This is a genomic window from Christiangramia flava JLT2011, from assembly GCF_001951155.1.
GTDB classification, from domain to species: Bacteria; Bacteroidota; Bacteroidia; order Flavobacteriales; family Flavobacteriaceae; genus Christiangramia; species Christiangramia flava.
This window is the reverse complement of record NZ_CP016359.1, coordinates 3,706,141-3,728,421: the sequence shown is the minus strand read 5'-3', so window position 1 is coordinate 3,728,421 and position 22,281 is coordinate 3,706,141. Positions and strand designations below refer to the sequence as shown.

The following is a 22,281-nucleotide window of genomic DNA, read 5'->3' as shown; positions in this document are numbered from 1 at the left end:
TCTTAATCTTATTTATGCCCGAATTCTTATTGAAAATTTCTGCCTCGCCAGTGCGTGAGCAGCAGGCCGCAGACATCTTGTTAGCCTACAATAAAACACAATATTATTTACAGATTGTGTTGAGTTCGGGGGAATGGATCATGGATGTTGATCCAGAATCTATAGCAAAAGCATGAGCTACCAGTTTACGATCATAGTGCCGGTTTTCAACGAAAAAGATTGCCTTCCGGAACTTTTTATACAATTAAAGGAATATCTGCCGAAGGCTTCATTATCTACTAAAATTTTACTGGTAGACGATGGCTCTTCAGATGGGAGCAGTGAACTTATTCAGCAATTCTGTCTGGAAAACGAGCATTTTGGGTGCCTGATATTTGAGCAAAACTTTGGAAAAGGCGCCGCTTTAAAAGCCGCTTTCGATCATTGTGACACCGAATACCTGGGGTATCTCGATGCCGATCTTCAAACTTATCCTGAAGATTTTGAAAGATTGCTGCCACTTCTTGGAGAATACGACCTGGTTACCGGTTGGAGGAAAGAACGTAAAGATTCTGTGGTAAAAAAGATTTCTTCCAAGGTGGGAAATGGGATCAGGATCATGTTCACCAACGACCAGATGCATGATACGGGCTGCCCATTGAAAGTAATGAAAACCTCTTATGCCAAGAAGATTCCGATGTTTAAAGGGCTGCAGCGTTTTTTACCTGCCATGATCCTTCTGCAGAATGGCATTATCACAGAGGTTGAAATTCCGCATTACCCAAGACTGGCAGGGGTATCAAAATACAGTTTTAAGAATCGTTTCATGGGGCCTTTGCTGGATTGTTTCGCTTATGTATGGATGAAAAAATCTTATATCAATTATAAAGTAAGATCAGCAGATGAGTAAATTGCTCATCTTCGGGCTGGGCTTTTTGGCGCAACTCCTGTTTTCGGGAAGAATGGTACTGCAATGGTTCCTTTCCGAGAAAAGTAAAAAGATCATTACCCCCGTGATTTTCTGGTGGCTCAGTATCCTGGCCGCCTTTTTACTATTCGTGTACGGATACCTGCGCGATGATTTTGCCATTATGTTCGGCCAGACCATTACGTACTTTATATACATTCGGAATTTACAGTTACAGGGAGAGTGGAAACGATTGCCGAAGCTCCTTCAGATATTCCTGTGGATCTTTCCGTTACTACTGGTGCTCTATGGTTTTAATAATGATATTTACAACGCCAAGCGACTCTTCCGCAACGAAGATATTCCTTTCTGGTTACTCATGCTGGGCTCGGTGGCACAACTCATTTTCACCCTGAGATTCGTGTACCAGTGGGTGTATTCTGAAAGAAAAAAGATCTCGTCGTTACCCATGGGTTTCTGGTTTTTAAGCCTTGCCGGTTCCAGCCTGATATTAGTATACGGGATTTTTCGAAAAGACCCCGTTCTTTTGGCAGGGCACGGAATTGGGATCGTGATGTACCTTCGAAATATCGTAATTCAGAAAAATGAAAGTAAGGGATAATTATGTTTTGTTGCTTTTGCTGGTTTGTTCGGCTATTTTCCTGATCAACCTGGACGCCATTTTCGTTAATATCATGGAAGCGCGGAACTTTATCACCGCCAGGGAAATGATAAATTTCGATCACTGGATCTTTACGACCATGAATAACGAGGCGCGCTACGAGAAACCGCCATTGCCAACCTGGATGACGGCCATTTCCATGTTTATACTGGGAATGAAAAGCCTGTTTGCCCTAAGGCTGCCCGCAGCGATCATGGGAATTCTGAGTGTTTTCGCGGTGTTTAAAATAACTGAAAAACTTACTGCCAATTCGAGTCTCTCATTTACCACGGGATTGGTAGCTGCCACATCGTTCTACATTTTACTTTCAGGGAGGGATGGCCAGTGGGATATTTTTACACATTCTTTTATGCTTTGGGCAGTTTACTGTTTAATAGGTTTTTTCCGAAAGGAAAAAGTCTGGAGAAACGCGCTGATAGCAGGGTTATTGATCGGCTGCTCGTTCCTCAGCAAGGGCCCCGTCTCTTTTTACGCGCTTTTACTGCCATTTCTTATCGCTTATTGGATTGTCTATCGAAGTAAATTTTCCAAAGCAAGTCTTTTTCCCTTTATTTCGATGTTGCTGATCGCGACCGTCATAGCTGCTTCCTGGAGCCTCTATGTGTACTTTTTTGATTATTCAGATGTTACTGAAATAACCAATCGCGAGGCCGGCAGATGGCTCGATTATAACGTGCGACCTTTTTACTATTACTGGAATTTCTTTATCCAGTCGGGTTTATGGACGGTGCTGGCGCTGGTTAGCCTGATTTACCCTTACCTGAAAAATAGAGTCCAAAATACTGAAGTTTACAGATTTTCCTGGCTTTGGACCATAGTAGCTGTGATCTTATTATCACTCATCCCTGAGAAAAAACCGCGCTATCTTTTACCCGTTTTGTTTCCGCTAGCCATCACAACGGGCCTTTACCTGGAATACGTCTTTGCCAATTTCAAAAAAATGCACATCAAAGAGAGCTGGGTCCTATTTTTCAATTATTCATTGATCGCTTTGGTTGGTATCGCTTTCCCGATTGCCGGAACGATCTATTTCGGTGCAAAAATGGCCAATATCTGGCCCTGGTTTCTCCTGCTGTCCCTGTGCCTGGTAACTATTGCCGTATTGATGATCTATTTTCTCCGGAAAAAGGAAATAAGACAGGTTTTTTACCTGAGTATCTGGTTCATAATCAGCGTGCTCACGTTTGGTTTGCCAATGGCCCAAAAAATTGAAGTGAACCCGGACTTTCGAAGCAGTGAGACCCTTAGTTTATACGAAGCTGATCTTGGGTTAAAGGCCTATGAGTTTAAAAACTTTACGCCCGAGCTGATCTGGGAATACGGAAAACCGGTTCCCAGGCTATGGGATGGAAAGGATTTTCAGTTACCTGACGGGAATAAATTTTTATTATTGGCGACCGAGGAAGAGACAAGTGAAATGAAATCGGTATTTTCGTCTTACCGAATTGAAAAATTAGATTATATCGATATGAATCCGGTGGGGAATAAACATAAGGACCGCCTGTTTCGTAACATTTACCTAATCCAAAAACCAACCAAATGATTGATTACCCCATAAAATTCAGACCAATTCTCCAGGACAAGATCTGGGGAGGAAGTAAGCTTCGTGATGTTTTAAACAAACCAACAACTCGTGACAGAGTAGGGGAAAGCTGGGAAATTTCAGGAGTAAAAGGGCATATTTCAGTAGTAGATAATGGCAGTGAAGCTGGCAAGAACCTTCAGGAATTGCTCGAAGAATATGGGGCAAAACTGGTTGGGGAAAAGATCTATAAGCAATTTGGAAATGATTTTCCGCTACTCATCAAATTCATCGATGCGAAAACAGATCTTTCGGTACAATTGCATCCTAACGACGAATTGGCTAAACAACGCCATAATTCCTTCGGAAAAACTGAAATGTGGTTCGTCATGCAGGCCGATGAAGGTGCCAAGCTGAATATTGGTTTCAATAAAAGCGTAGAAAAAAGGGAATATCTGGAACATCTTGAGAATGGAAAGATCACCGATCTTTTGAATTTTGAGGAAGTGAGCAAAGGAGATTCGGTTTTTATCAATACCGGGAAAGTACATGCCATTGGCGCGGGCGTTTTGCTGGCTGAAATTCAGCAAACTTCAGATATTACCTACCGAATTTATGATTGGGATCGCGTGGATGATGAAGGAAACAGCCGGGAACTGCATACAGCGCTTGCGATTGATGCCATCGATTTTGAGAAGAAGGATGATTACCAGCTCAGCTATGAAAAAAAGGAAAATCAATCCTCAGAAGTGGCTTCCTGTGAATATTTCACGACCAATTACCTTCCGGTAAACGGGGAAGTCCAGAAAGATTATTCAGAACTTGATTCTTTTGTTATTTATATGTGTGTGGATGGAGAAGTGAAGATTGATGCGGGCAAACATTCTGAAATCCTTCAGAAGGGTGAAAGTTTGCTGCTTCCTGCAATTTTAAATGATATCAAGATCACAGGAAGCGGAGCAGAACTTTTAGAAGTTTTTATCGCTTAATACCCAAGAATCTCATCGATTTGCTGTAATTCCTCCCTGTTAAACTGGATGTTTTTGATCGCTTCCAGGTTATCTTCGAGTTGCGAAACCCTGCTTACTCCAACAAGTACTGAAGTGACGCGGGTATCTTTCAGTAACCAGGCCACGGCCATTTGAGCGAGACTCTGGCCACGTTTGGAAGCGAGGTCGTTCAGTTTCTTTATTTTGGAAACAAGATCTTCAGTGATCGTATTTTTATCCAGGTAGCTTCCTTCCGTAGCTGCTCTCGAATCAGCTGGAATACCGTCAAGGTATTTGGAAGTCAGGATTCCCTGTTCCAAAGGAGAGAAAACAATGCTGCCCAGGCCAAATTCGTCCAAAGTATGCAATAGTTTATCCTCCACCCAGCGATCCATCATATTGTATCGAGGCTGGTGAATGAGAAATGGCGTATTCAGTTCTTTCAGAATACGGGCAGCCTTCGTGGTGTCTTCAGCATTATACTGCGAGATCCCAACATATAGAGCTTTACCCTGTCGAACAATCTGATCCAGGGCGAGCATGGTCTCTTCCAGTGGTGTATCAGGATCTGGGCGATGGTGGTAAAAAATATCCACATATTCCAGTCCCATTCTTTTTAGGGATTGATCCAGGCTGGCAATAAGGTATTTACGCGAACCAAAGTTCCCATATGGCCCGGGCCACATATCCCAGCCGGCTTTGGTGGAAATGATCAATTCATCGCGGTAAGGCTTGAAATCTTCTGAAAATATTCTTCCGAAATTCTTTTCCGCGCTACCGTAGGGCGGGCCGTAGTTATTGGCAAGATCAAAATGAGTGATGCCGTGGTCAAATGCGGTTCGTAAAATTTGCCTGGAATTTTCCAGGTCGTCATGGTCACCAAAGTTGTGCCACAGGCCGAGGGACAATAATGGTAAACGAATGCCGCTTTTGCCACAACGGCGGTATTCCATATTATCGTAACGGTTTTCTTTTGGAAGGTACGTGCTCATTGCTATAGTTTAGTTCCTGCAATTTGCAAAGCATTCCTGAAGAAAACAAGAAATCTGGCTGCCTAATCTCAGTTTTTGCTGAAGACCAGTAAGGCGGTGCGCCCGCTTGGATTTTCCTGAAGATCGAGTCTTATTTCAGTTTCAGTTGCCGAGATCACGTCATAATTATTCGTGAGTTCTCCCAGTTTGGAGCCTGTACTGAAGAAAATGTTGAAATCTACGTCGTTGTAGCTATCGTACTCATCTCCAGAATCATTGGAAACCCTCCAGGTTCCTACCTGTTGGTCTCCGGTTCGGGAAGCTTTGAGGTTATTGTTTTCTTCAAAAGAAAATTCATAGCTTGCGTAGTTCGCGGTCTTATCATCATTATCCAGTTCAAATTTGGAAATTTGCCAGTTGCCTGATTTTACCATGATGTTAAGCTGAGCCGCTTCAGCAGTAGAAAGGGAAATATCATCCTGGTCTGTATCACATGAAAGTAACAGGCCAAAAGATATCAGCACGATACACATTTTGAATGTCTTCATTGGGGTAGAGGTCTTTTGTTTGGTTTTGTTTTCAACGCTAATTTAAAAAAGCTATTGTATATTTTTAAGTTAATTTTAAGGATTAACATTTGTATGCTAAGGTTTAACATTCTGATTGTCAGACTACTCAATTTTTACCTGTTAAACTTTTTAAAATTGATTACTTTCGTGCCCGTTAATCAACCAAATATCGGTTTATCGTGAAATTGAAATTTTATTTATTCCTGGGAATTACCTTTATCATCATCAATCTGGGCCTGGGAAGTTGGGGCCTTACGGAAAGCAGTGAAGCTCGATACGCTGAAATCAGTAGAGAAATGGTACTTTCTGGAGATTATGTACATCCCAGATTACTGGAAATTCAGCATTTCCATAAACCGCCACTAACGTATTATATCACCTCCCTGGGGTATCAAATTTTCGGTATCAATGAATTTGGTGCAAGATTCTTCCTTCAGGTATGTTTACTATTACAGTTAATTCTGATATATAAAATTGCCGAATTACTTTTCAAAAATGAAAAAGTTGCATTCTATTCCGCAGTCATCTATTTAAGTTTTCCGCTGGTATTGATCGCTACCCGCAATCTTACCACAGATGCTTACCTTGTTGCCCTAATATTGGCCAGTATCTATTCCTGGCTGGTGTATAAGAAGAAGGAAAAACTGCTGGCGCTCTATGCTTGCTATTTCTTTATGGGACTCGGCTTTTTGAATAAAGGACCGGTTATTATCTTACCAGTGCTGGTTTTTACTATTCCATGGAAGATCATCTTTAAGGAGAAATGGCGTTTGACGATCCATCATGTTTTAGGTTTTGCATTATTTGCGCTGGTTTCCGCCTCATGGTTTATCGTGATCATCAGGGAGATGCCGGAACTGTGGAATTATTTCTTTCAGAAGCATACGGTAGATCGCGCGATTTCCGCAGAAAAATTTCACCGGGACCAGCCATTCTGGTACTTCTTTGCTCTGGCTCCCGCAGTTGGACTACCGTGGTTTATATATTCTTTGATTTTGCTGTTTAAAAATTACAAAAAACAAACGACAGGATTCAACAAGGAAATCCAGGCGCTAATGTGGTCTGGAGGTTTGCTATTCCTAATGTTTTCAGCTTTTTCATCGAAACTTATTTTATACATTTTGCCGGTTTTTCCAATGGTTGCGATGATCGGCGGTTTTTACCTTCATCAAATTTCCGAAGGTTTTCAAAAAGCATTTATACGGACGTACTATATCCTGATCGCCTTGGTGTTACTCGCCCTTGCAGTGCTTCCTTTCTTTGGAGTCCTTCAGTTAAGCTGGATATCAAGACTTCTCGTGATCGCATTAATTGGAGGGTTTACCGTGGTGCTCTGGAGAAGATCCAGCGGCAACCGACTCTTAATGGGACTTACCTACGTTTTTACAACGATGGTCCTGATATCGTTCGCGATGGTAGGCAATCAAAATCCTTACCTGATCAATACAACCAAAGCACTGGTAGAAAAACTAAAAGCTGATGGGCTTGACGATGCCAAAAATATTGTTATTTATGATCAGCGGCTAAGTTCAACGGCATATTACCTGGACAGGCCTACCGTAACCGTTCACTATGACCGGTATAATACGAATCGCGAAGTACAGTTTGAGCAAAACGAGCGCTACCAGAACTATTACCTTGATATCAACGAAGAAAATGATTGGAACAGGTTCAAAAGGATGTTGGAGGAAGAGGATAATGTTTTTATACTGAAAGGACGAACAACATTACCCGGGGAGCTACAAACTTTATTGGAATCGAAGCAAATGGATGAAGCCGGTAAGTGGAAGATCTATTATTGAAAAAAGAAGCCCGCACGAAGCGGGCTTTTTTATTGGGACTTCAAAAAGGAGTATCTTGTTTGTGTTGTGAGCTTTAATACTATCCCTTTGGAGCCTCTTATGAATTCTAAACAAAAGTCATTCCATAGGCGAACAACTAGTACAAAGCTATGTCATCAAAGCCTATAAAACGGTTAAGGGGAAGTCAAAAAAGATTAATGAAAGATTAATGATATTAATGAAATTCAAATTTTGAAGTCGGAAAGCGAATTTTAATTAATATAGTTCCAGTTTTGAATAAAAGGCAGTTATATATTGGTGTTCTTGTGATCTCGGTATTGGGGCTTTTCATTGTGCAATACCAGTATCTCCGCATTGGGTTAAACCTTGCAAAAGTGCAGTTTGATCGCAAGATTGCCTATGCCATAGAAGATATTCGGGCTGATCTGTATGTGGAAAATCAGCTAACCTTTTTGATGGCCCAAAGCTTCACGCACGATGATTATTTCCGCCTGAGCAATGACAGTCTTATTGATGCTTCCAGTCATTTTCTCTATGATTATATTAAAAATGACCTGGTAAGCAATGGTATTGAAACAGACTTTTCATACAGGCTTTACACGAGGGATTCTGTCATCAGTCTCGAAGCACCGAATATGCTGGATGAAAACAATGACCAATTGGTTCGATACCCCATGCTGTTGGAAGGATTTTTACCCGAGCTGGTTGAAAAACCCATAATTCTTGAGTTGCAATTCCATGATCTGAATACTTATTTCTTATCGCAATTAAACGGACTTACCTTACCAAGCCTCATATTCATTATCGCCATCATCCTGGTCATCATCTGGATTCTCCGTTCTTTTTACTGGCAACGGAATGTGATTACAACTACCAACGATTTCATCAATAATTTCACCCATGAACTGAAAACCCCGGTTTTTTCAATAGGTCTTGCTACCAAACTGCTGGAAGAGCGTGCAACACCAGAGCAGCATACAGTGCTGAAGATGATGCGTGAGCAGGTAGAGCGGATGAAAAAACATATCGACAAGGTCCTGGAACTCGGAAACCTGGAAAGCCGGAAAAAGCTTTTCGAATTAGAGGAGCAGGATGTTTATCCGCTTCTGAAGAAATCCTGTGAAGATTTTGAAACGATGGCTCGTGTGGAAAACTTTCAGTTCACCTATGAATTGAAAGGAGCCGAATATATCGTGAAAGCTGAAAAGTTTCATTTGGAAAATGCCATTAGCAATATTCTGGATAATGCTAAAAAATATTCCGAAGCACCCGAGATTGCACTCCGAGCCGAAAAGATTGGAAAGCACCTTCAAATTTGTATTAAAGACAACGGCATGGGAATTTCAGCCAAGCAACAGCAGCATATTTTTAAAAAATTCTACCGTGTGCCCAACGGAAATTTACATCGTGTCAAAGGTTATGGTCTTGGTTTGAGCTATGTTTCAGAAATTATGAAAAGGCACAAAGGCCGTATTGAAATGGATAGTTTTGAAAACCAGGGCACCACAATTTGTTTAACTTTACCTTTGCGATATGAATAGCGATTCGAAAATAATGCTTGTTGAAGATGACGAATCTCTGGGATATCTGCTTAGCGAGTACCTGAAGATCAAAGGTTTTGAGATTGAATGGGTAAATCGAGGAAAACTAGCGCTGGATAAGCTGGAAAAGGAGAACTTTTCGCTGGTCATTCTGGATCTGATGCTCCCGGATATCGATGGTTTTGAGATCGCAGGCAAGATGAAAGAAACTGCTCCCGAAATCCCGTTTTTGTTCCTGACGGCCCGTTCCTTGAAAATAGATGTTTTGAAAGGATTTTCACTGGGAGCTGTGGATTATATTAAAAAACCAATCGATGAAGAGGAGCTGGTTGCACGGATACAGGCAATTCTTTCCCGCTTACAGCCAGCAAAATTGCCGGAGCAGGAATTTCTGAAAATAGGGGATTACGAACTCGATACCAACACGCAGCAATTACGGCACAACCAGGAAAATTACTCGTTAACTTCGCGAGAGGCTGATTTGCTTGCCCACCTTATCGAACACAAGAATCAGCTGGCTTCACATAAAGAAATCCTCGTAAAACTTTGGGGAGAGAACGATTATTTTAACCGTAAAAGTTTAAATGTATTTATTTCAAGGCTTCGGAAATACTTGCAGCATGACGGTAATCTCTCAATTGAAAACGTTCATGGCAAAGGCTTTATTCTTAAGGATCATGATAACAGGAAGTAACAATTATCATGCGTAGTCCAGTTTATTCGAAGGCCTCTCTAAATGAAAAAAGGAACCCTGTAAACAGGATTCCTTTAATCCATTTTTCCAACTGCTGAATCAAACAGTAAGAAAATCTAAACATTCTCCGTTTATAATTTGGGGCATCAAACGAAAAATCTGGTTTAAAAGTAAAAAATCATCGATGAACATCCTAGATGTTTAAGATATATTTCAGAAAATACTTACGTTAAAGTTTGCTAAAAATTTCAATCGATTGATTTACAGAGAATTCTGAATTTAACCAAAGGAAAAAATCTGAAATAACTAATCAAGAAACTAATATTTTATTTTTTTAATAAATCGATTTAGTTATATTGAAACCGCAAATTTACATCACTATTTATGAAAGGTTTTCAATATTCACTAATTCTTTTGTCATTTTTTCAGGCATTGAGCCAGCAATTCGACCAAGATATCCTATATCGCATCGAATCTCAGAACCATTTGGTGATTTCAAATGAAGGTTCTATGAATAATCAGTCTCCATTATTTCTGGTCAATCCAGATAAAAATGATGATGGCCAATTATGGCAAATAGTGGAATTGAAAAACGGGAATTTCAATATAAAAAATCCAAGGGCAAACAAAAGTATCGATAATGCAAATGTGCAAAATGGCAGTGGAAATGCGTTGATTCAATGGGATATAAACCTTGACAACCTTAACCAGGAATGGCAATTGCGGCAAACGGGAACAGGGGGTTATGTTATTTCGCATGCCGGTAACGGGATGGTACTTTCTTATGAAACTACTGATGATGCCGGCGAGAAGATTTTTCAGTTTCCCGGTGCCTCTACCGTTTGGCAGATTATACCAACCCAAATAACCGCCAAATCTGTTTACGATAAAAAGAAGAGCGATAAAGATTGGGAAAACGAAAAGATTTTTGCGATTAATAAGGAAGACGGTCACAATACGTTCTATCCTTATCCTAGCATAGCAGCTTTAAAAAAAGATAGTGTTTTTTCTAAGCCCTGGCTTCAGCCAAATTCCGAATTTTACAAAAGCCTCAACGGAAACTGGTCTTTTAATTGGGTTGCAAACCCTGCTGAGCGCCCAAAAGATTTTTTTCAGGAGGAGTTTGATGTGTCTTCGTGGGATACCATTCCTGTGCCATCCAACTGGGAAATGCATGGCTATGGTACCCCAATTTATACCAATTTCACCTATCCTTTTCTAAATAATCCGCCGTTGATCCAACCTCAGAAGTCTTATACCAATGAAACAGAAGTCAACCCAGTTGGCTCTTATCGAAGAGATTTCAATTTGCCTGAAAACTGGAGGGATAAGCAAGTTTTCTTGCATTTTGATGGTGTTTACAGCGGGATGTATGTTTGGATCAACGGTCACAAGGTGGGTTATAGCCAGGGAGCGAACAATGATGCGGAATTCGATATTACGGAGTATTTAAAACTGGGAAAGAACACGCTGGCGGTAGAAGTATATCGCTGGACAGACGGTAGTTACCTGGAAGATCAGGATATGTTCCGGTTAAGCGGCATCCATCGTGATGTATATCTCGTCGCCAATCCGAAAATTGCTATTAGGAATTTTGAAATGTCCTCCCGTTTTAACCAAGATCTATCGGAAGCTACATTTTCTACTTCAAGTCTTTTGAGGAATTTTTCGGGAAAAAAATTGAAAGATTTAAGCTTGGAAGTAGCGGTATTAGATTCATCAGGAAAACAGGTTTTAGAACTGAACCAAATGATCGATAAAATTGATAAATATTCTGAGGTTTCGATTGATTTAAAAGGGAAAGTCCAAACCCCGGAATTATGGTCAGCGGAAAATCCAAAACTCTATTCTGTAATTTTTATTCTGAAAGATGATAATGGCAAAGAAATAATGGCTGCCTCCAACAAGTTTGGCTTTCGTAAAATCGAAATTAGAAATAAACGGGTCTATATCAACAATAAACTGGTATTTTTTAAAGGTGTGAACAGGCACGATACGCACCCGCAATTCGGAAAGGCCATTCCCGTTTCCTCGATGCTTCAGGATATTAAAATGATGAAACAGAATAATATCAATACTGTTCGTACAAGTCATTATCCCAATAGCCCGAAAATGTATGCGATGTATGATTATTTCGGCTTGTACATCATGGATGAGGCAGACCTGGAAAATCATGGAAATTTGGGGATTAGCAACAACCCTAGCTGGATTCCAGCTTTTAACGACCGGCTGTCAAGAATGATTAAAAGAGATATCAATCATCCGTCTGTGATCTTTTGGTCACTGGGAAATGAAGGTGGTTCAGGCGATAACTTTTTTGCGATGTATGAACTGGCAAAAAAACTTGACGGCTCCAGGCCTGTTCATTATCAGGGAAAAAATGAAGCAGCCGATATCGATTCTCATATGTATCCTTCTCTCACTGACATGGAAAATTTTGACAAAAAGGCTACTGATAAACCATATTTTCTTTGTGAATATGATCATGCCATGGGAAATGCCATGGGCAATTTACAGGAATACTGGGATTATATAGAAAACTCCAACCGAATGATTGGTGGATGTATCTGGGACTGGGTAGACCAGGGAATCAATAAACCAAATGAACCTTCCAAACATTTTTTCTATGGTGGAGATTTTGGAGATCGCCCCAATGATCATGATTTCTGCGCCAACGGAATCGTTACTTCAAATAGGCAACCTACGGCAAAACTGGCTGAAGTGAAGAAAGTGTACCAGTATGTGAAAATGGAAAGAATCACAGATCGGGATTTTGATTTTAAAATTACCAATGATTACGATTTTTGGAATCTTAACAAATTTCAAATTTCATGGAAACTACTCGAAGACGGTATTGCAATCGAAAGTGGAGAAATACCGACTGTTGATTTAAACGCAGATGCCAGTGCCATCATTCATGTTCCGGTAACCAGCGAACTTTCAGCCGATCACGAATATTTCATCAACTTTTATTTCAGTCTAAAACATGCAACGGCATGGGCGCCACAAGGTCATGTTTTGGCTTCGGACCAATTCAGAATAGGCAATTGGTTGCAAGTTGCAAAAATCCCAAGGAAAGAGCTGCCGAGAATCCATGTAGAGAAATCCGGGAATAGTATTAAACTTTCAGGAGAGCAATTTAAAGTTGATTTTGATACGGAAAATTTCAATTTAAAGAACTTAATTTATGACGATCAGGAAATACTCCGCAATTCAGAAGGCTTTAAGTTGAATTGGTACCGAAGTATTTCTAATGATAAGTACACAGATCTTCGCTATTACCCGACCTCAGAAAGCACCATTAAAAAAAGTTTCAGTAAGGCCGAAGATGGAAAATCCTACATTCTTACAGCTGAAAAAGAAGTTCTGATTGATAGGCCGGGAGCAGCAGTAAGCCTGAAGTATGATATTTCTTACGAAGTTTTTGCCAATGGAACTATTGAAGTTCATTCCACTTTTAAAAAACCCGAAAATGAGCCACTAATTAGGCGGTTGGGTCTGCAATTGGAGCTTGATCCTGAATTCAATAAAATAGAATGGTATGGTAGAGGGCCAATAGAAAATTATACTGACAGGAAAACGGCGGCTTTTGTGGGACGCTACCAAAAAACTGTTTCAGAAATGGCAAGTGAAGAATACATTAACAGTCAAAGCCAGGGGAATCGTGAAAATATACGTTGGATCGAGATGAGCAGTGGTTCCGGCAAGGCGTTCAAAATTTCATCCCTGAATGTTCTTTCTTTTAGCGCAATACCTTTTACAGATCAAGAATTATGGGAGACTGATCATGATTTTGAATTGAGAGAAAAAAAGATCACGAAAACTTATTTAAATCTGGATAGAATTCAGCAAGGCCTTGGAAACGCCAGTTGTGGGCCGCTTCCTCTGGATAAATATATGATCCCGGAAAACCAGGAACTCAATTTTGCCTTCAGGATCGAAACCGTAGAATAAGCAATTTTGCTATTATTGCCAGATGAAATTTGTAATCCCGGTGTTGATTCTCGCCATTTTGATAATTGGCGGTATCTGGCTGAAAAGAAAAAGGAAGTTTTCTGATTTTCCCCTGCCATGGCGTAAAATCCTGAAAGAAAAGGTAGCGTTCTATTCCCACCTCAAAACTGCTGATAAACGAAGATTCGAAAAAGAAATACAGTATTTCCTCAGTGATGTTCGAGTGACCGGAGTAGGGTTGGAAGTGAACGATCTGGACAGGATCCTGGTTGCGAGTAGCGCAGTGATCCCGCTTTTTGGATTTCCGGAATTGCGTTACAGGAATATTAGCGAGGTACTTCTGTATAAAGATAGCTTTAATGAAGATCATCAAACCGAAGGAGAGGACCGTCGAATTTTGGGAAAAGTGGGTTCTGGTACGTTAAACCGTCAAATGATCCTTTCCCGTCCCGCCTTGATCGCCGGTTTCGAAAATACTTCTTCCAAGACCAATGTGGGAATTCACGAGTTCATCCATTTGATCGATAAAGCCGATGGTGCGGTAGACGGCATTCCGGAAAGTATCATGGAACAACAATATGTGCTTCCCTGGTTGAATTTAATGCATGAAGAAATCGATAAGATCAGGGCAAAAGATTCAGATATCAATCCGTATGGTGGCACGAGCAAGATTGAATTTTTCAGTGTAGCCAGTGAATATTTTTTCAAGCGCCCGAAACTTTTCCGAAGAAAGCATCCTGAACTGTATAACCTGTTGAGCAAGATTTTCAATCAGCAGGAAAATCAGAATTAAGCTTAAGTTTTAATGGAAACTTCCTACTTTTGACAAAAGGGGTGCTTGCTATGCAGGCTGAGATGATACCCGGGAGTTCGCTCCACACCTGATCCGGATAATGCCGGCGTAGGGAAATAACCAGCAACAAACAGATGATAGTTGCCGCGGGATCTTCACCTCACTGAAATTTTTAAGATGGAAGATATCTTCGGTAAATTGATTGGTTTACAAAGCCTGGCAACCGCATTCGGTATTGTGCAGGTTATACTTTCCAGGAGAAACAATATTCACAACTATCTTTTCGGGATTGTTTCTATCGTGATCGGGATGTGGGTTTTATACGAGGCACGGCTGTATGCAGATATTCTCCTGCACCTTTATTACCTGGGGATGAGTGTGTATGGCTGGCTTTACTGGAAATACGGCCGGGAAAGTACACCGGTACCAATTACTTACAGTTCCCGGGAAGAGTGGCTTATCGCATTTGGTATTGTGGCAGGCTGTTTTTTACTGATGCTTTACTGGCTGTCTAATCACACCAATTCTGATGTGCCGCTGTGGGATGCTGCGGTAAGCGCCTTTGCCTGGGCAGGAATGTGGCTCATGGCGCACCGGAAAATGGAAAACTGGATATTCCTGAATATCAGTAATAGTATCGCGATTCCGCTGCTATTCTATAAAGGTTTGCAGGTGTATGCGTTACTCAGTGTTTTTCTCTTTATAATGGGTGTTTCAGGTTATTTAAAATGGAAGAAAATTATAGAAAATGAGCATGAATTGGCAAAAGCTTAGAGCAGATTGTTTTCAGTTGGAAGAATTTCACCTTTCCCTTCTTGAGCAAATCGATAAGGAAAACTGGTGGAATATTTGGGTTCCGAAGAAATTTGGCTGTAGCGAATTATCTTTTTCGGAAGGTTTAAAATTACTGAAAAAATTATCAGAGACCGATGGCAGCCTGGGATGGACGGTTACTCTTTGCAGCGGCGCCAATTTTTTCGTCGGAAATCTGGATGATATTGCCGCTGGGCAGATCTTCCGAAGCGATTCCCGAGTGTGCCTTGGTGGCAGCGGGTCGGTAACCGGAACTGCTGAACAATTGGGCGATAATTATATCATCTCTGGTAAATGGAAATACGCCACCGGTTCATGTTACCTTTCTCATTTCACCTTGAACGCTCATCTTGTCAAAAATGGCGATTTTGTCTATGATGAAAATGGCGAAAAGCAGTTTCGGTCATTCATCCTGCCTAAAGATCAGGTCAGGATCGTTCAGGACTGGAAAACTATGGGTCTTAAAGCTACGGTGACGAATTCGTTCGAAGTGGACGCGGTGAAGCTGCACGGGAACTTCAGTTTTAAGTATGACGAGGTAAAACAGTCAGGAAGCCTATATCAAATTCCTTTTTCGATTTTTGCCGATTTGACGCTATGGGTGAATTATATTGGTATGGCCTGTCATTTTTGTGAAGAAGCTGAAAGGTTTTCGGAAAATCCAGGCATACAGGTTTTGAAAGTAAAATCAGCAGAACAGTTTGCTCAGCTTCTCAGTATGGCGGAAGAGGTTACCGCGAGCCTGAATTCTGGGAAACCACTTACCGCTGAAATTTCTCCAATCCATGAAACCGCTGCAAGTGCTGTTCGGGAACTTTCCGAAGAACTGATCGCGATATTTCCGAAATTGGGCATTCGGGCGGCCAGTTATGATCAACCCATCAACCAGGTATTTCGGGATTACTTTACGGCCACCCAGCATCACATTTTCAGTAAACCCAATTCTTAAACTTTTTTAAACTGACGGGTAATTGATCGGAAATTTTAAGATAGGATTCAAATTCAGGGTTAAGAAGCTTTAATTTTTTTGGCCTTTCCTTCAATTGAAACGAAATTGAAAAATAAAAAGATGAATTTGAATGGAAAAACGGCACTGGTAACAGGTGCCAGTGGAGGAATTGGAAGTGCGATCGCTCAAAAACTTTCCGCAGCAAACTGTACAGTAGCACTTGCCGGGCGCAACCTGGAAAGGCTGGAAGAAGTGCAGCAATCCTTACTTAATGATTCGATTATCGTGGAGATGGATGTTAGCCAGTCTAATAATGTGGCTGCAGGCTTTGAAAAAACTTTAAAAGAATTTGGTAAAATTGATATTCTGGTCAATGCCGCCGGGGTGATGCCACTTACTTATTTGAAAAACAGGCATCTGGACGAGTGGCTGGAGACGATCGAAGTGAATGTAAAAGGAACTTTGCGTTGTGTTCACGAAGTATTGCCGTCTATGAAAGATCAGAAAGCCGGGCATATAGTAAATATTGCCTCTGTTGACGGACAGGAAATCTTACAGGGCGGTGCCGTATATGGTGCTTCTAAAGCTGCAGTAATTGAATTATCCAGGGCCATGCGGATGGAACTTTCTCCGGAATTCAATATCAGGGTGACGTCTATTGAGCCTGGAACGGTAGATACTGATCTTCGGGAAGATATAACCGATGAGGAATTGCTGGAAGATAAAGATTACGGCGGCGATGAAGCAAAAATGTCTACTGAAGATATTGCTGATGCCGTATACTATGCGCTCTCGCAACCCAATTCTGTCAATGTGAATGAACTCATGCTGAAACCTACCGGGAAATCCTGATCGCTATTTAAAATTTACAAAACAACCTGGAAGGCCACTTCCGGGTTGTTTGCTTTTCAAGGTATTCTCTTAATCTTATGTTATAGTCCATCTCAAAGCGTTAAATCTCTCCCAAGACGCACATTGCTGTAGCTTTTGAGTTCATCGGGCTCAGGTTTAATAGCTAATTTGGAAAGACCTAATTCAAAACCTAAAAAGATCAACAATGAGTGATGAAAAAAAAGAAAATGCTAAAAGTCAGGATCTAAAGGCGAATACCAAAAACGCCGAAGGAAAGACCATGACGACTAATCAGGGCGTAAAGGTGAATGACACCAATAATTCCCTGAAAGCAGGTGAACGGGGGGCTTCTTTACTGGAAGATTTTATTTTAAGGGAGAAGATCACCCATTTTGACCACGAACGTATTCCGGAAAGAATTGTGCATGCTCGGGGAAGTGGTGCTCACGGATATTTTGAACTATACGAAGGACTTGAAGAATATACCCGTGCCGGGATTTTTACTGATACTTCCAGGAAAACTCCGGTCTTCGTTAGATTTTCCACGGTTGCCGGCTCCAAAGGTTCGGCAGACCTGGCAAGGGATGTGCGAGGTTTTGCAGTTAAATTCTATACCGAGGAAGGAATTTTTGATTTGGTGGGAAACAATATGCCGATCTTCTTTATACAGGATGCGATGAAATTCCCGGATCTTATCCATTCCGTAAAGCCGGAACCAGACAGGGAAATTCCGCAGGCGGCATCAGCCCACGATACATTTTATGATTTTGTATCTCACACCACAGAAACACTGCATAACCACATCTGGGTCATGAGCGATCGTGCAATTCCCAGAAGTTTACGGATGATGGAAGGTTTCGGAATTCATACTTTCAGACTGGTTAATGCGGAAGGAAAATCACATTTTGTCAAATTCCATTGGAAACCGTTACAGGGCACACATTCGATCACCTGGGACGAAGCGGTTAAAATTCATGGAGCTGATGCAGATTTCCACCGTCGAGACCTTTGGGATGCTATTGACTCAGGACAATTTCCGGAATGGGAATTGGGTATGCAGATCGTTCCGGAAGAAGACGAACATAAATTTGATTTTGACCTGTTGGATCCCACAAAACTGATTCCGGAAGAAATGGTGCCGGTGAAGATCGTAGGGAAAATGACGCTGAATCGTAACCCTGATAATTTCTTTGCAGAAACAGAACAGGTAGCCTTTCACCCAGGCCATGTCGTCCCTGGAATTGATTTTACCAACGATCCGTTATTGCAGGGCCGATTATTCTCGTATACCGATACGCAATTATCCCGACTCGGAAGTCCAAATTTCCACGAGATTCCTATCAATCGCCCGGTAAATGAAACCCATAATAACCAGCGTGACGCTCATATGCGTATGACGATCAATAAAGGTAAGACCGCCTATTTCCCGAATTCTATTGGAGGTGGCTGTCCGCATTTGGCAAAAATGGCCGAAGGTGGCTTTACTTCTTACGAAGAGCGAATCGATGCGAAAAAAGTAAGAGCTCGCAGTGAGAGTTTCAGCGATCACTATTCCCAGCCCGCTTTGTTCTACCGAAGTCTGACCGATTGGGAGAAGGAGCACGTAGCAGATGCCTATACCTTTGAATTGGGAAAATGCACCTACGAGCACATCAAAAAACGCATGCTGTATATCATCAACCAAATTGATGATGAACTCGCTTCAAAGGTAGCTGAAGGTTTAGGAATGGATATTCCGAAGAAAATAGATGGTCCGGTAAACCAGGCCTTAGGAGCTGACGATGATGTGGAAAAACATCAACCCGGAAAAAAGAAGAATTACCTGGAAAAATCTGAAGCTTTAAGTCTTACCCACCTCAAAACGGACAGTATCGCTACCCGAAAAATTGCCTTTTTGGTGGGAGATGGTTTTGATGGTGAAGCAACCATGAAAATGAAGGACGCCCTGGAAAAGGAACACGCGATGGTACATTTAGTAGCGCCACACGGTGGAAAGGTTAAATGTGATCACGATAAGGAGCATGATGTGGATGCGGCTATTATGACGACAGAAAGTGTGTTGTATGATGCGGTTTATATAGCTGGCGGGGAGAAGAGTGCCAAGGCACTGAGCAATGCGCCAAAAACCGTGAAATTCGTAAACGAGGCACTGAAACACTGCAAGGTGGTATCGGCAAACAGTAGCGCAGAAGAATTCTATTCTCATACTTTTCTGAAGGACTTTAAAGATGACAAAGCAGTTTTAATAGATCAGTCACCAGCTGATTTTGTGAAGCAGATCGCGGCGCATCGTAACTGGGACAGACGAAAGCAGGTAGACCAAATCCCTGTATAAATCAATAAGCCGGGATCTTCCCGGCTTTTTTATATGTTGTATGTTTATACTTCATTCCATACCGGCAACTTTAGCCATGACCTTGTTCAGCTATGTGTGTGGACGAATTACGGGACATCAGTTTCGAGAACCGCAATTACTCAACCACCTCATTCGCACTTCAGCATTAAAACTGGCACCTTCCAATAGGCAATGGTTGGGATGGTTAGTGCATTTTCTCTTCGGAATTTTTTTCGCTGGCCTGATGCTTTTTTCAGAAAATCTGTTCAATTTTTCCTTAAATGTGCTTAATACTATTTTAATTGGTTTTCTAGCAGGTATTTTAGGGATCATAGGCTGGCAATTGATGTTTTTCCTAAACCCTGATCCGCCGAAGATCCATCTTCGTAATTTCTACCTTCAGCTCATCGTAGCACATATCATTTTCACTACCACAGTTGTTTTACTTCAAACCTTGGAATAAGCCAGGCATTTGCTTAAAGGTTTTAATTGATTTTCAGTTTAATAGCTTTTAACAAAGGTTAAATAAAAGTAAAACTTTTAATTTTAATAGTAACACTATTATTTTTGAGGGAAATACTTTTAGAATGGATGAGTTGTTAAAAAATCTCAAGATTTCGGTAAGTGATTCTCTTTACCTGAAAGATCCTGAATCCAGTGAATTGGGAAGAAAGATTATCGGTAGCGGAATTTTACTGATCGATCGTATCGGTTTTGAAAAGTTCACCTTTAAAAAACTGGGAGTCGAAATCCAGTCGAACGAAAGTTCGATCTACCGATATTTCGAGAACAAGCACAAATTTTTGCTGTACATCACTTCCTGGTTCTGGGGTTGGAAAGAATACCAGTTGACCTTCGCCACCTATGGGATCGATGGAGCTTCGGAAAAACTGCTGAAGGCAGTAGAGGTGATGGCTCATCCCGTGGAAGAAGATATCCGTTTTCGACATATCAATGAGGTGGCGCTGAACAATATTATTATCAACGAATCTTCGAAGTCTTATCTCACCAAAAAGGTAGACGAAGAGAACCAGCACGGGCATTTCATGTTGTACAAAAGACTCGTGAAACGAATCCGGGATATGATTATCGAGGTCGATGAAAGCTACGCCTATCCCTACAGTTTAGCTACGACACTTATCGATGGAGCGCTCCACCAGCATTTTGTTAGCAAACATTTTAAAAGTATCACTGATTGCAATGACCAGATAACTCCTTCGGAATTCTTCAAAAATATGATTTCCACTTTGCTAAATATGAACTATGGAAAAGAATAAATTAACCCCTTTTAGACGTTTTGTCGGTTTGCTGAAACTGGAACGAAAAGATTTCCTGCAGATCTTTTACTATGCCATTTTTGCCGGTTTGGTTAGTCTTTCCGTTCCACTGGGAATTCAGGCTATTGTGAATCTCATGCAGGGTGCCAGGATTTCTACCTCCTGGTTCGTGCTGGTGATTTTGGTGACCATGGGAGTAGCGTTCGTGGGAGTGCTTCAGTTGATGCAGATCAGGATCCTCGAAAATGTCCAGCAGAAAATTTTTACCCGTTCTTCTTTTGAATTCATTTATCGCTTTCCGAAGATCAAAATGGACCAGTTGAGAAATTTCTATCCGCCCGAACTGGCAAATAGGTTTTTTGATGTGTTGACGATTCAGAAGGGTTTATCCAAAGTGATCATTGATTTTCCGGCTGCAATGGTACAGGTTATTTTCGGTCTGGTATTGCTATCACTCTATCACCCGTTTTTTATCATTTACGGAATCCTACTGGTACTGCTGATCTACATCGGTTTTAAGATCACCGGGAAACGCGGTCTTGACGCCAGTATAGCCGAGTCAAAATATAAATATCGTATTGCGCACTGGATTCAGGAAGTAGCCAGGACCCTGGTGAGTTTCAAAATTTCAGGACGTACCAATCTGGCGATCACGCGAAATGATGAGATCTTAAATGATTACCTGGACGCCCGGGAAAGTCATTTCCAGGTGCTTAAGATCCAGTTCATCCAGCTAATTGTCTTCAAGGTGCTGGTTACTGCCGGTTTGCTGGCCATTGGCGGAATTTTGGTGCTTAATCAGCAGATGAATATCGGGCAATTTGTTGCCGCGGAAATCATCATCCTCCTCATAATTGGATCCATTGAAAAGATCATTCTGGGGCTGGAATCGTTCTATGATATTCTTACGTCTCTCGAAAAAATGGGGCAGGTAGTTGATAAGGAGTTGGAAGACCAGGAAGGTGAGGAGCCGTTTGCGATGGGACAACCGCTTACGATCGAACTGGATTCGGTGGACTTTAAAGGTTTTAACGACAAGAAGATCCTAAAAAATCTTAGTCTGAAGATTGATCCGGGTGAACGAATTTTGATCAAAGGTTTGAATGGCGCCGGAAAATCTACTTTGCTAAGGCTGGTAGCGGGTCTGGTACATCCTACTGCCGGTGAAATTTATGTGAATGACATTTCTCTGAAAAGTATCAGGCTGAATCATTATCGGGCATTGCTAGGGCAATCGATCACGGAAGAATCACCTTTTGAAGGAACCATTCTTGAGAATATCACGCTGGGCGATACCTCAGTTTCCAAACAGGATGTACACTGGGCCATGGAAAAGACCGGATTGCTATCATTCGTGAAGCGACAGCCAAAAGGAGTCAATACCATTATTTACCCGGAAGGTATCCAGATGCCATATTCGGTATCCAAAAAACTGATTCTCGCCCGAAGTATCGTTCGTAAACCAGCTCTGCTGATCCTGAACGATCCGTTAGACCAGTTAGATGAAGAAGAGGAAAACCGAATTCTGGAATTCCTTTTTAGTGAAGAAAATTCCTGGTCGATACTGGTGGCCAGCAAAGATCCAAAATGGGAAAAATACTGCTCCAGGATCATTCAATTGGAAAAAGGTCGAATTAAAAACAACACCTAAA

The 22,281-nt window shown here is 41.4% G+C and carries 18 protein-coding genes; 16 read left to right on the top strand and 2 right to left on the bottom strand.

The window, feature by feature from the left end:
* Positions 1-172: 172 nt before the first annotated feature.
* From GRFL_RS16585 to GRFL_RS16570, 4 genes are read left to right on the top strand one after another with little or no spacing between them, the layout of a single operon-like run.
* Positions 173-889, top strand: a complete 717-nt coding sequence (locus GRFL_RS16585) for a glycosyltransferase family 2 protein (RefSeq protein ID WP_083645662.1) — start codon at positions 173-175, stop codon at positions 887-889.
* Positions 882-1,508, top strand: a complete 627-nt coding sequence (locus tag GRFL_RS16580; protein WP_083645661.1) for a lipid-A-disaccharide synthase N-terminal domain-containing protein — start codon at positions 882-884, stop codon at positions 1,506-1,508. Before GRFL_RS16585 ends, GRFL_RS16580 begins: the two co-directional genes overlap by 8 nt.
* Positions 1,492-3,111, top strand: coding sequence for an ArnT family glycosyltransferase (locus GRFL_RS16575; RefSeq protein ID WP_083645660.1), 1,620 nt, complete (start codon positions 1,492-1,494; stop codon positions 3,109-3,111). The genes GRFL_RS16580 and GRFL_RS16575 overlap by 17 nt, the downstream gene beginning before the upstream one ends.
* Entirely contained in the window at positions 3,108-4,079 is a 972-nt protein-coding gene (locus GRFL_RS16570) for a type I phosphomannose isomerase catalytic subunit (protein WP_083645659.1), read from the top strand. The genes GRFL_RS16575 and GRFL_RS16570 overlap by 4 nt, the downstream gene beginning before the upstream one ends.
* Here GRFL_RS16570 and mgrA read toward each other — a convergent pair.
* Both mgrA and GRFL_RS16560 read right to left on the bottom strand, forming a co-directional pair.
* A complete protein-coding gene (mgrA, locus tag GRFL_RS16565) occupies positions 4,076-5,071 on the bottom strand; it encodes an L-glyceraldehyde 3-phosphate reductase (protein WP_083645658.1) in 996 nt (331 codons plus the stop codon). The genes GRFL_RS16570 and mgrA overlap by 4 nt on opposite strands.
* A 68-nt stretch (positions 5,072-5,139) precedes the next feature.
* Positions 5,140-5,598, bottom strand: coding sequence for a hypothetical protein (locus GRFL_RS16560; RefSeq protein WP_139839206.1), 459 nt, complete (start codon positions 5,596-5,598; stop codon positions 5,140-5,142).
* Positions 5,599-5,798: 200 nt separating this feature from the next.
* Between GRFL_RS16560 and GRFL_RS16555 the strand changes: the two genes are divergently transcribed.
* The 12 genes from GRFL_RS16555 (at position 5,799) to GRFL_RS16500 (ending at position 22,280) form a co-directional block, all read left to right on the top strand.
* Positions 5,799-7,421 carry an ArnT family glycosyltransferase gene (locus GRFL_RS16555; protein ID WP_083645656.1) on the top strand — a complete coding sequence of 541 codons (1,623 nt, stop codon included), beginning with the start codon at positions 5,799-5,801 and terminating at the stop codon, positions 7,419-7,421.
* 272 nt (positions 7,422-7,693) lie between these two features.
* Positions 7,694-8,962 (top strand): sensor histidine kinase, encoded by a 1,269-nt coding sequence (locus GRFL_RS16550; protein ID WP_083645655.1) that lies wholly within the window; start codon positions 7,694-7,696, stop codon positions 8,960-8,962.
* A 13-nt stretch (positions 8,963-8,975) separates the two neighbouring features.
* On the top strand, positions 8,976-9,656 hold the full coding sequence (locus GRFL_RS16545) for a response regulator transcription factor (protein WP_236995822.1): 681 nt from the start codon (positions 8,976-8,978) through the stop codon (positions 9,654-9,656).
* 384 nt (positions 9,657-10,040) lie between these two features.
* Positions 10,041-13,610, top strand: a complete 3,570-nt coding sequence (locus GRFL_RS16540; RefSeq protein WP_083645653.1) for a glycoside hydrolase family 2 TIM barrel-domain containing protein — start codon at positions 10,041-10,043, stop codon at positions 13,608-13,610.
* 22 nt (positions 13,611-13,632) lie between these two features.
* Positions 13,633-14,403 carry a M90 family metallopeptidase gene (locus tag GRFL_RS16535; protein ID WP_083645652.1) on the top strand — a complete coding sequence of 257 codons (771 nt, stop codon included), beginning with the start codon at positions 13,633-13,635 and terminating at the stop codon, positions 14,401-14,403.
* 177 nt (positions 14,404-14,580) lie between these two features.
* Entirely contained in the window at positions 14,581-15,177 is a 597-nt protein-coding gene (gene pnuC / locus GRFL_RS16530; protein ID WP_083645651.1) for a nicotinamide riboside transporter PnuC, read from the top strand.
* Positions 15,152-16,165, top strand: coding sequence for an acyl-CoA dehydrogenase family protein (locus tag GRFL_RS16525; protein WP_083645650.1), 1,014 nt, complete (start codon positions 15,152-15,154; stop codon positions 16,163-16,165). The genes pnuC and GRFL_RS16525 overlap by 26 nt, the downstream gene beginning before the upstream one ends.
* A 120-nt stretch (positions 16,166-16,285) precedes the next feature.
* Positions 16,286-17,017 carry an SDR family NAD(P)-dependent oxidoreductase gene (locus GRFL_RS16520; RefSeq protein WP_083646225.1) on the top strand — a complete coding sequence of 244 codons (732 nt, stop codon included), beginning with the start codon at positions 16,286-16,288 and terminating at the stop codon, positions 17,015-17,017.
* A gap of 205 nt (positions 17,018-17,222) precedes the next feature.
* The gene (locus GRFL_RS16515; RefSeq protein WP_083645649.1) at positions 17,223-19,352 is read left to right on the top strand and encodes a catalase; all 2,130 of its coding nucleotides are present in this window, start codon (positions 17,223-17,225) and stop codon (positions 19,350-19,352) included.
* Between the two features lie 40 nt (positions 19,353-19,392).
* Positions 19,393-19,815, top strand: a complete 423-nt coding sequence (locus tag GRFL_RS16510) for a hypothetical protein (RefSeq protein ID WP_083645648.1) — start codon at positions 19,393-19,395, stop codon at positions 19,813-19,815.
* Positions 19,816-19,939: 124 nt separating this feature from the next.
* A complete protein-coding gene (locus GRFL_RS16505; RefSeq protein WP_083645647.1) occupies positions 19,940-20,629 on the top strand; it encodes a TetR/AcrR family transcriptional regulator in 690 nt (229 codons plus the stop codon).
* Positions 20,616-22,280, top strand: a complete 1,665-nt coding sequence (locus GRFL_RS16500; RefSeq protein ID WP_083645646.1) for a peptidase domain-containing ABC transporter — start codon at positions 20,616-20,618, stop codon at positions 22,278-22,280. The genes GRFL_RS16505 and GRFL_RS16500 overlap by 14 nt, the downstream gene beginning before the upstream one ends.
* The last annotated feature ends 1 nt before the right edge of the window (position 22,281 follow it).

Coding starts and splice junctions, on each gene's coding strand:
- GRFL_RS16500 (WP_083645646.1), top strand. CDS start 20,616: ATGGAAAAGAATAAATTAACCCCTTTTAGACGTTTTGTCGGTTTGCTG.
- mgrA (WP_083645658.1), bottom strand. CDS start 5,071: ATGAGCACGTACCTTCCAAAAGAAAACCGTTACGATAATATGGAATAC.
- GRFL_RS16525 (WP_083645650.1), top strand. CDS start 15,152: ATGAGCATGAATTGGCAAAAGCTTAGAGCAGATTGTTTTCAGTTGGAA.
- GRFL_RS16515 (WP_083645649.1), top strand. CDS start 17,223: ATGAGTGATGAAAAAAAAGAAAATGCTAAAAGTCAGGATCTAAAGGCG.
- GRFL_RS16510 (WP_083645648.1), top strand. CDS start 19,393: ATGTTTATACTTCATTCCATACCGGCAACTTTAGCCATGACCTTGTTC.
- GRFL_RS16520 (WP_083646225.1), top strand. CDS start 16,286: ATGAATTTGAATGGAAAAACGGCACTGGTAACAGGTGCCAGTGGAGGA.
- GRFL_RS16535 (WP_083645652.1), top strand. CDS start 13,633: ATGAAATTTGTAATCCCGGTGTTGATTCTCGCCATTTTGATAATTGGC.
- GRFL_RS16570 (WP_083645659.1), top strand. CDS start 3,108: ATGATTGATTACCCCATAAAATTCAGACCAATTCTCCAGGACAAGATC.
- pnuC (WP_083645651.1), top strand. CDS start 14,581: ATGGAAGATATCTTCGGTAAATTGATTGGTTTACAAAGCCTGGCAACC.
- GRFL_RS16560 (WP_139839206.1), bottom strand. CDS start 5,598: ATGAAGACATTCAAAATGTGTATCGTGCTGATATCTTTTGGCCTGTTA.
- GRFL_RS16540 (WP_083645653.1), top strand. CDS start 10,041: ATGAAAGGTTTTCAATATTCACTAATTCTTTTGTCATTTTTTCAGGCA.
- GRFL_RS16505 (WP_083645647.1), top strand. CDS start 19,940: ATGGATGAGTTGTTAAAAAATCTCAAGATTTCGGTAAGTGATTCTCTT.
- GRFL_RS16545 (WP_236995822.1), top strand. CDS start 8,976: ATGCTTGTTGAAGATGACGAATCTCTGGGATATCTGCTTAGCGAGTAC.
- GRFL_RS16580 (WP_083645661.1), top strand. CDS start 882: ATGAGTAAATTGCTCATCTTCGGGCTGGGCTTTTTGGCGCAACTCCTG.
- GRFL_RS16585 (WP_083645662.1), top strand. CDS start 173: ATGAGCTACCAGTTTACGATCATAGTGCCGGTTTTCAACGAAAAAGAT.
- GRFL_RS16575 (WP_083645660.1), top strand. CDS start 1,492: ATGAAAGTAAGGGATAATTATGTTTTGTTGCTTTTGCTGGTTTGTTCG.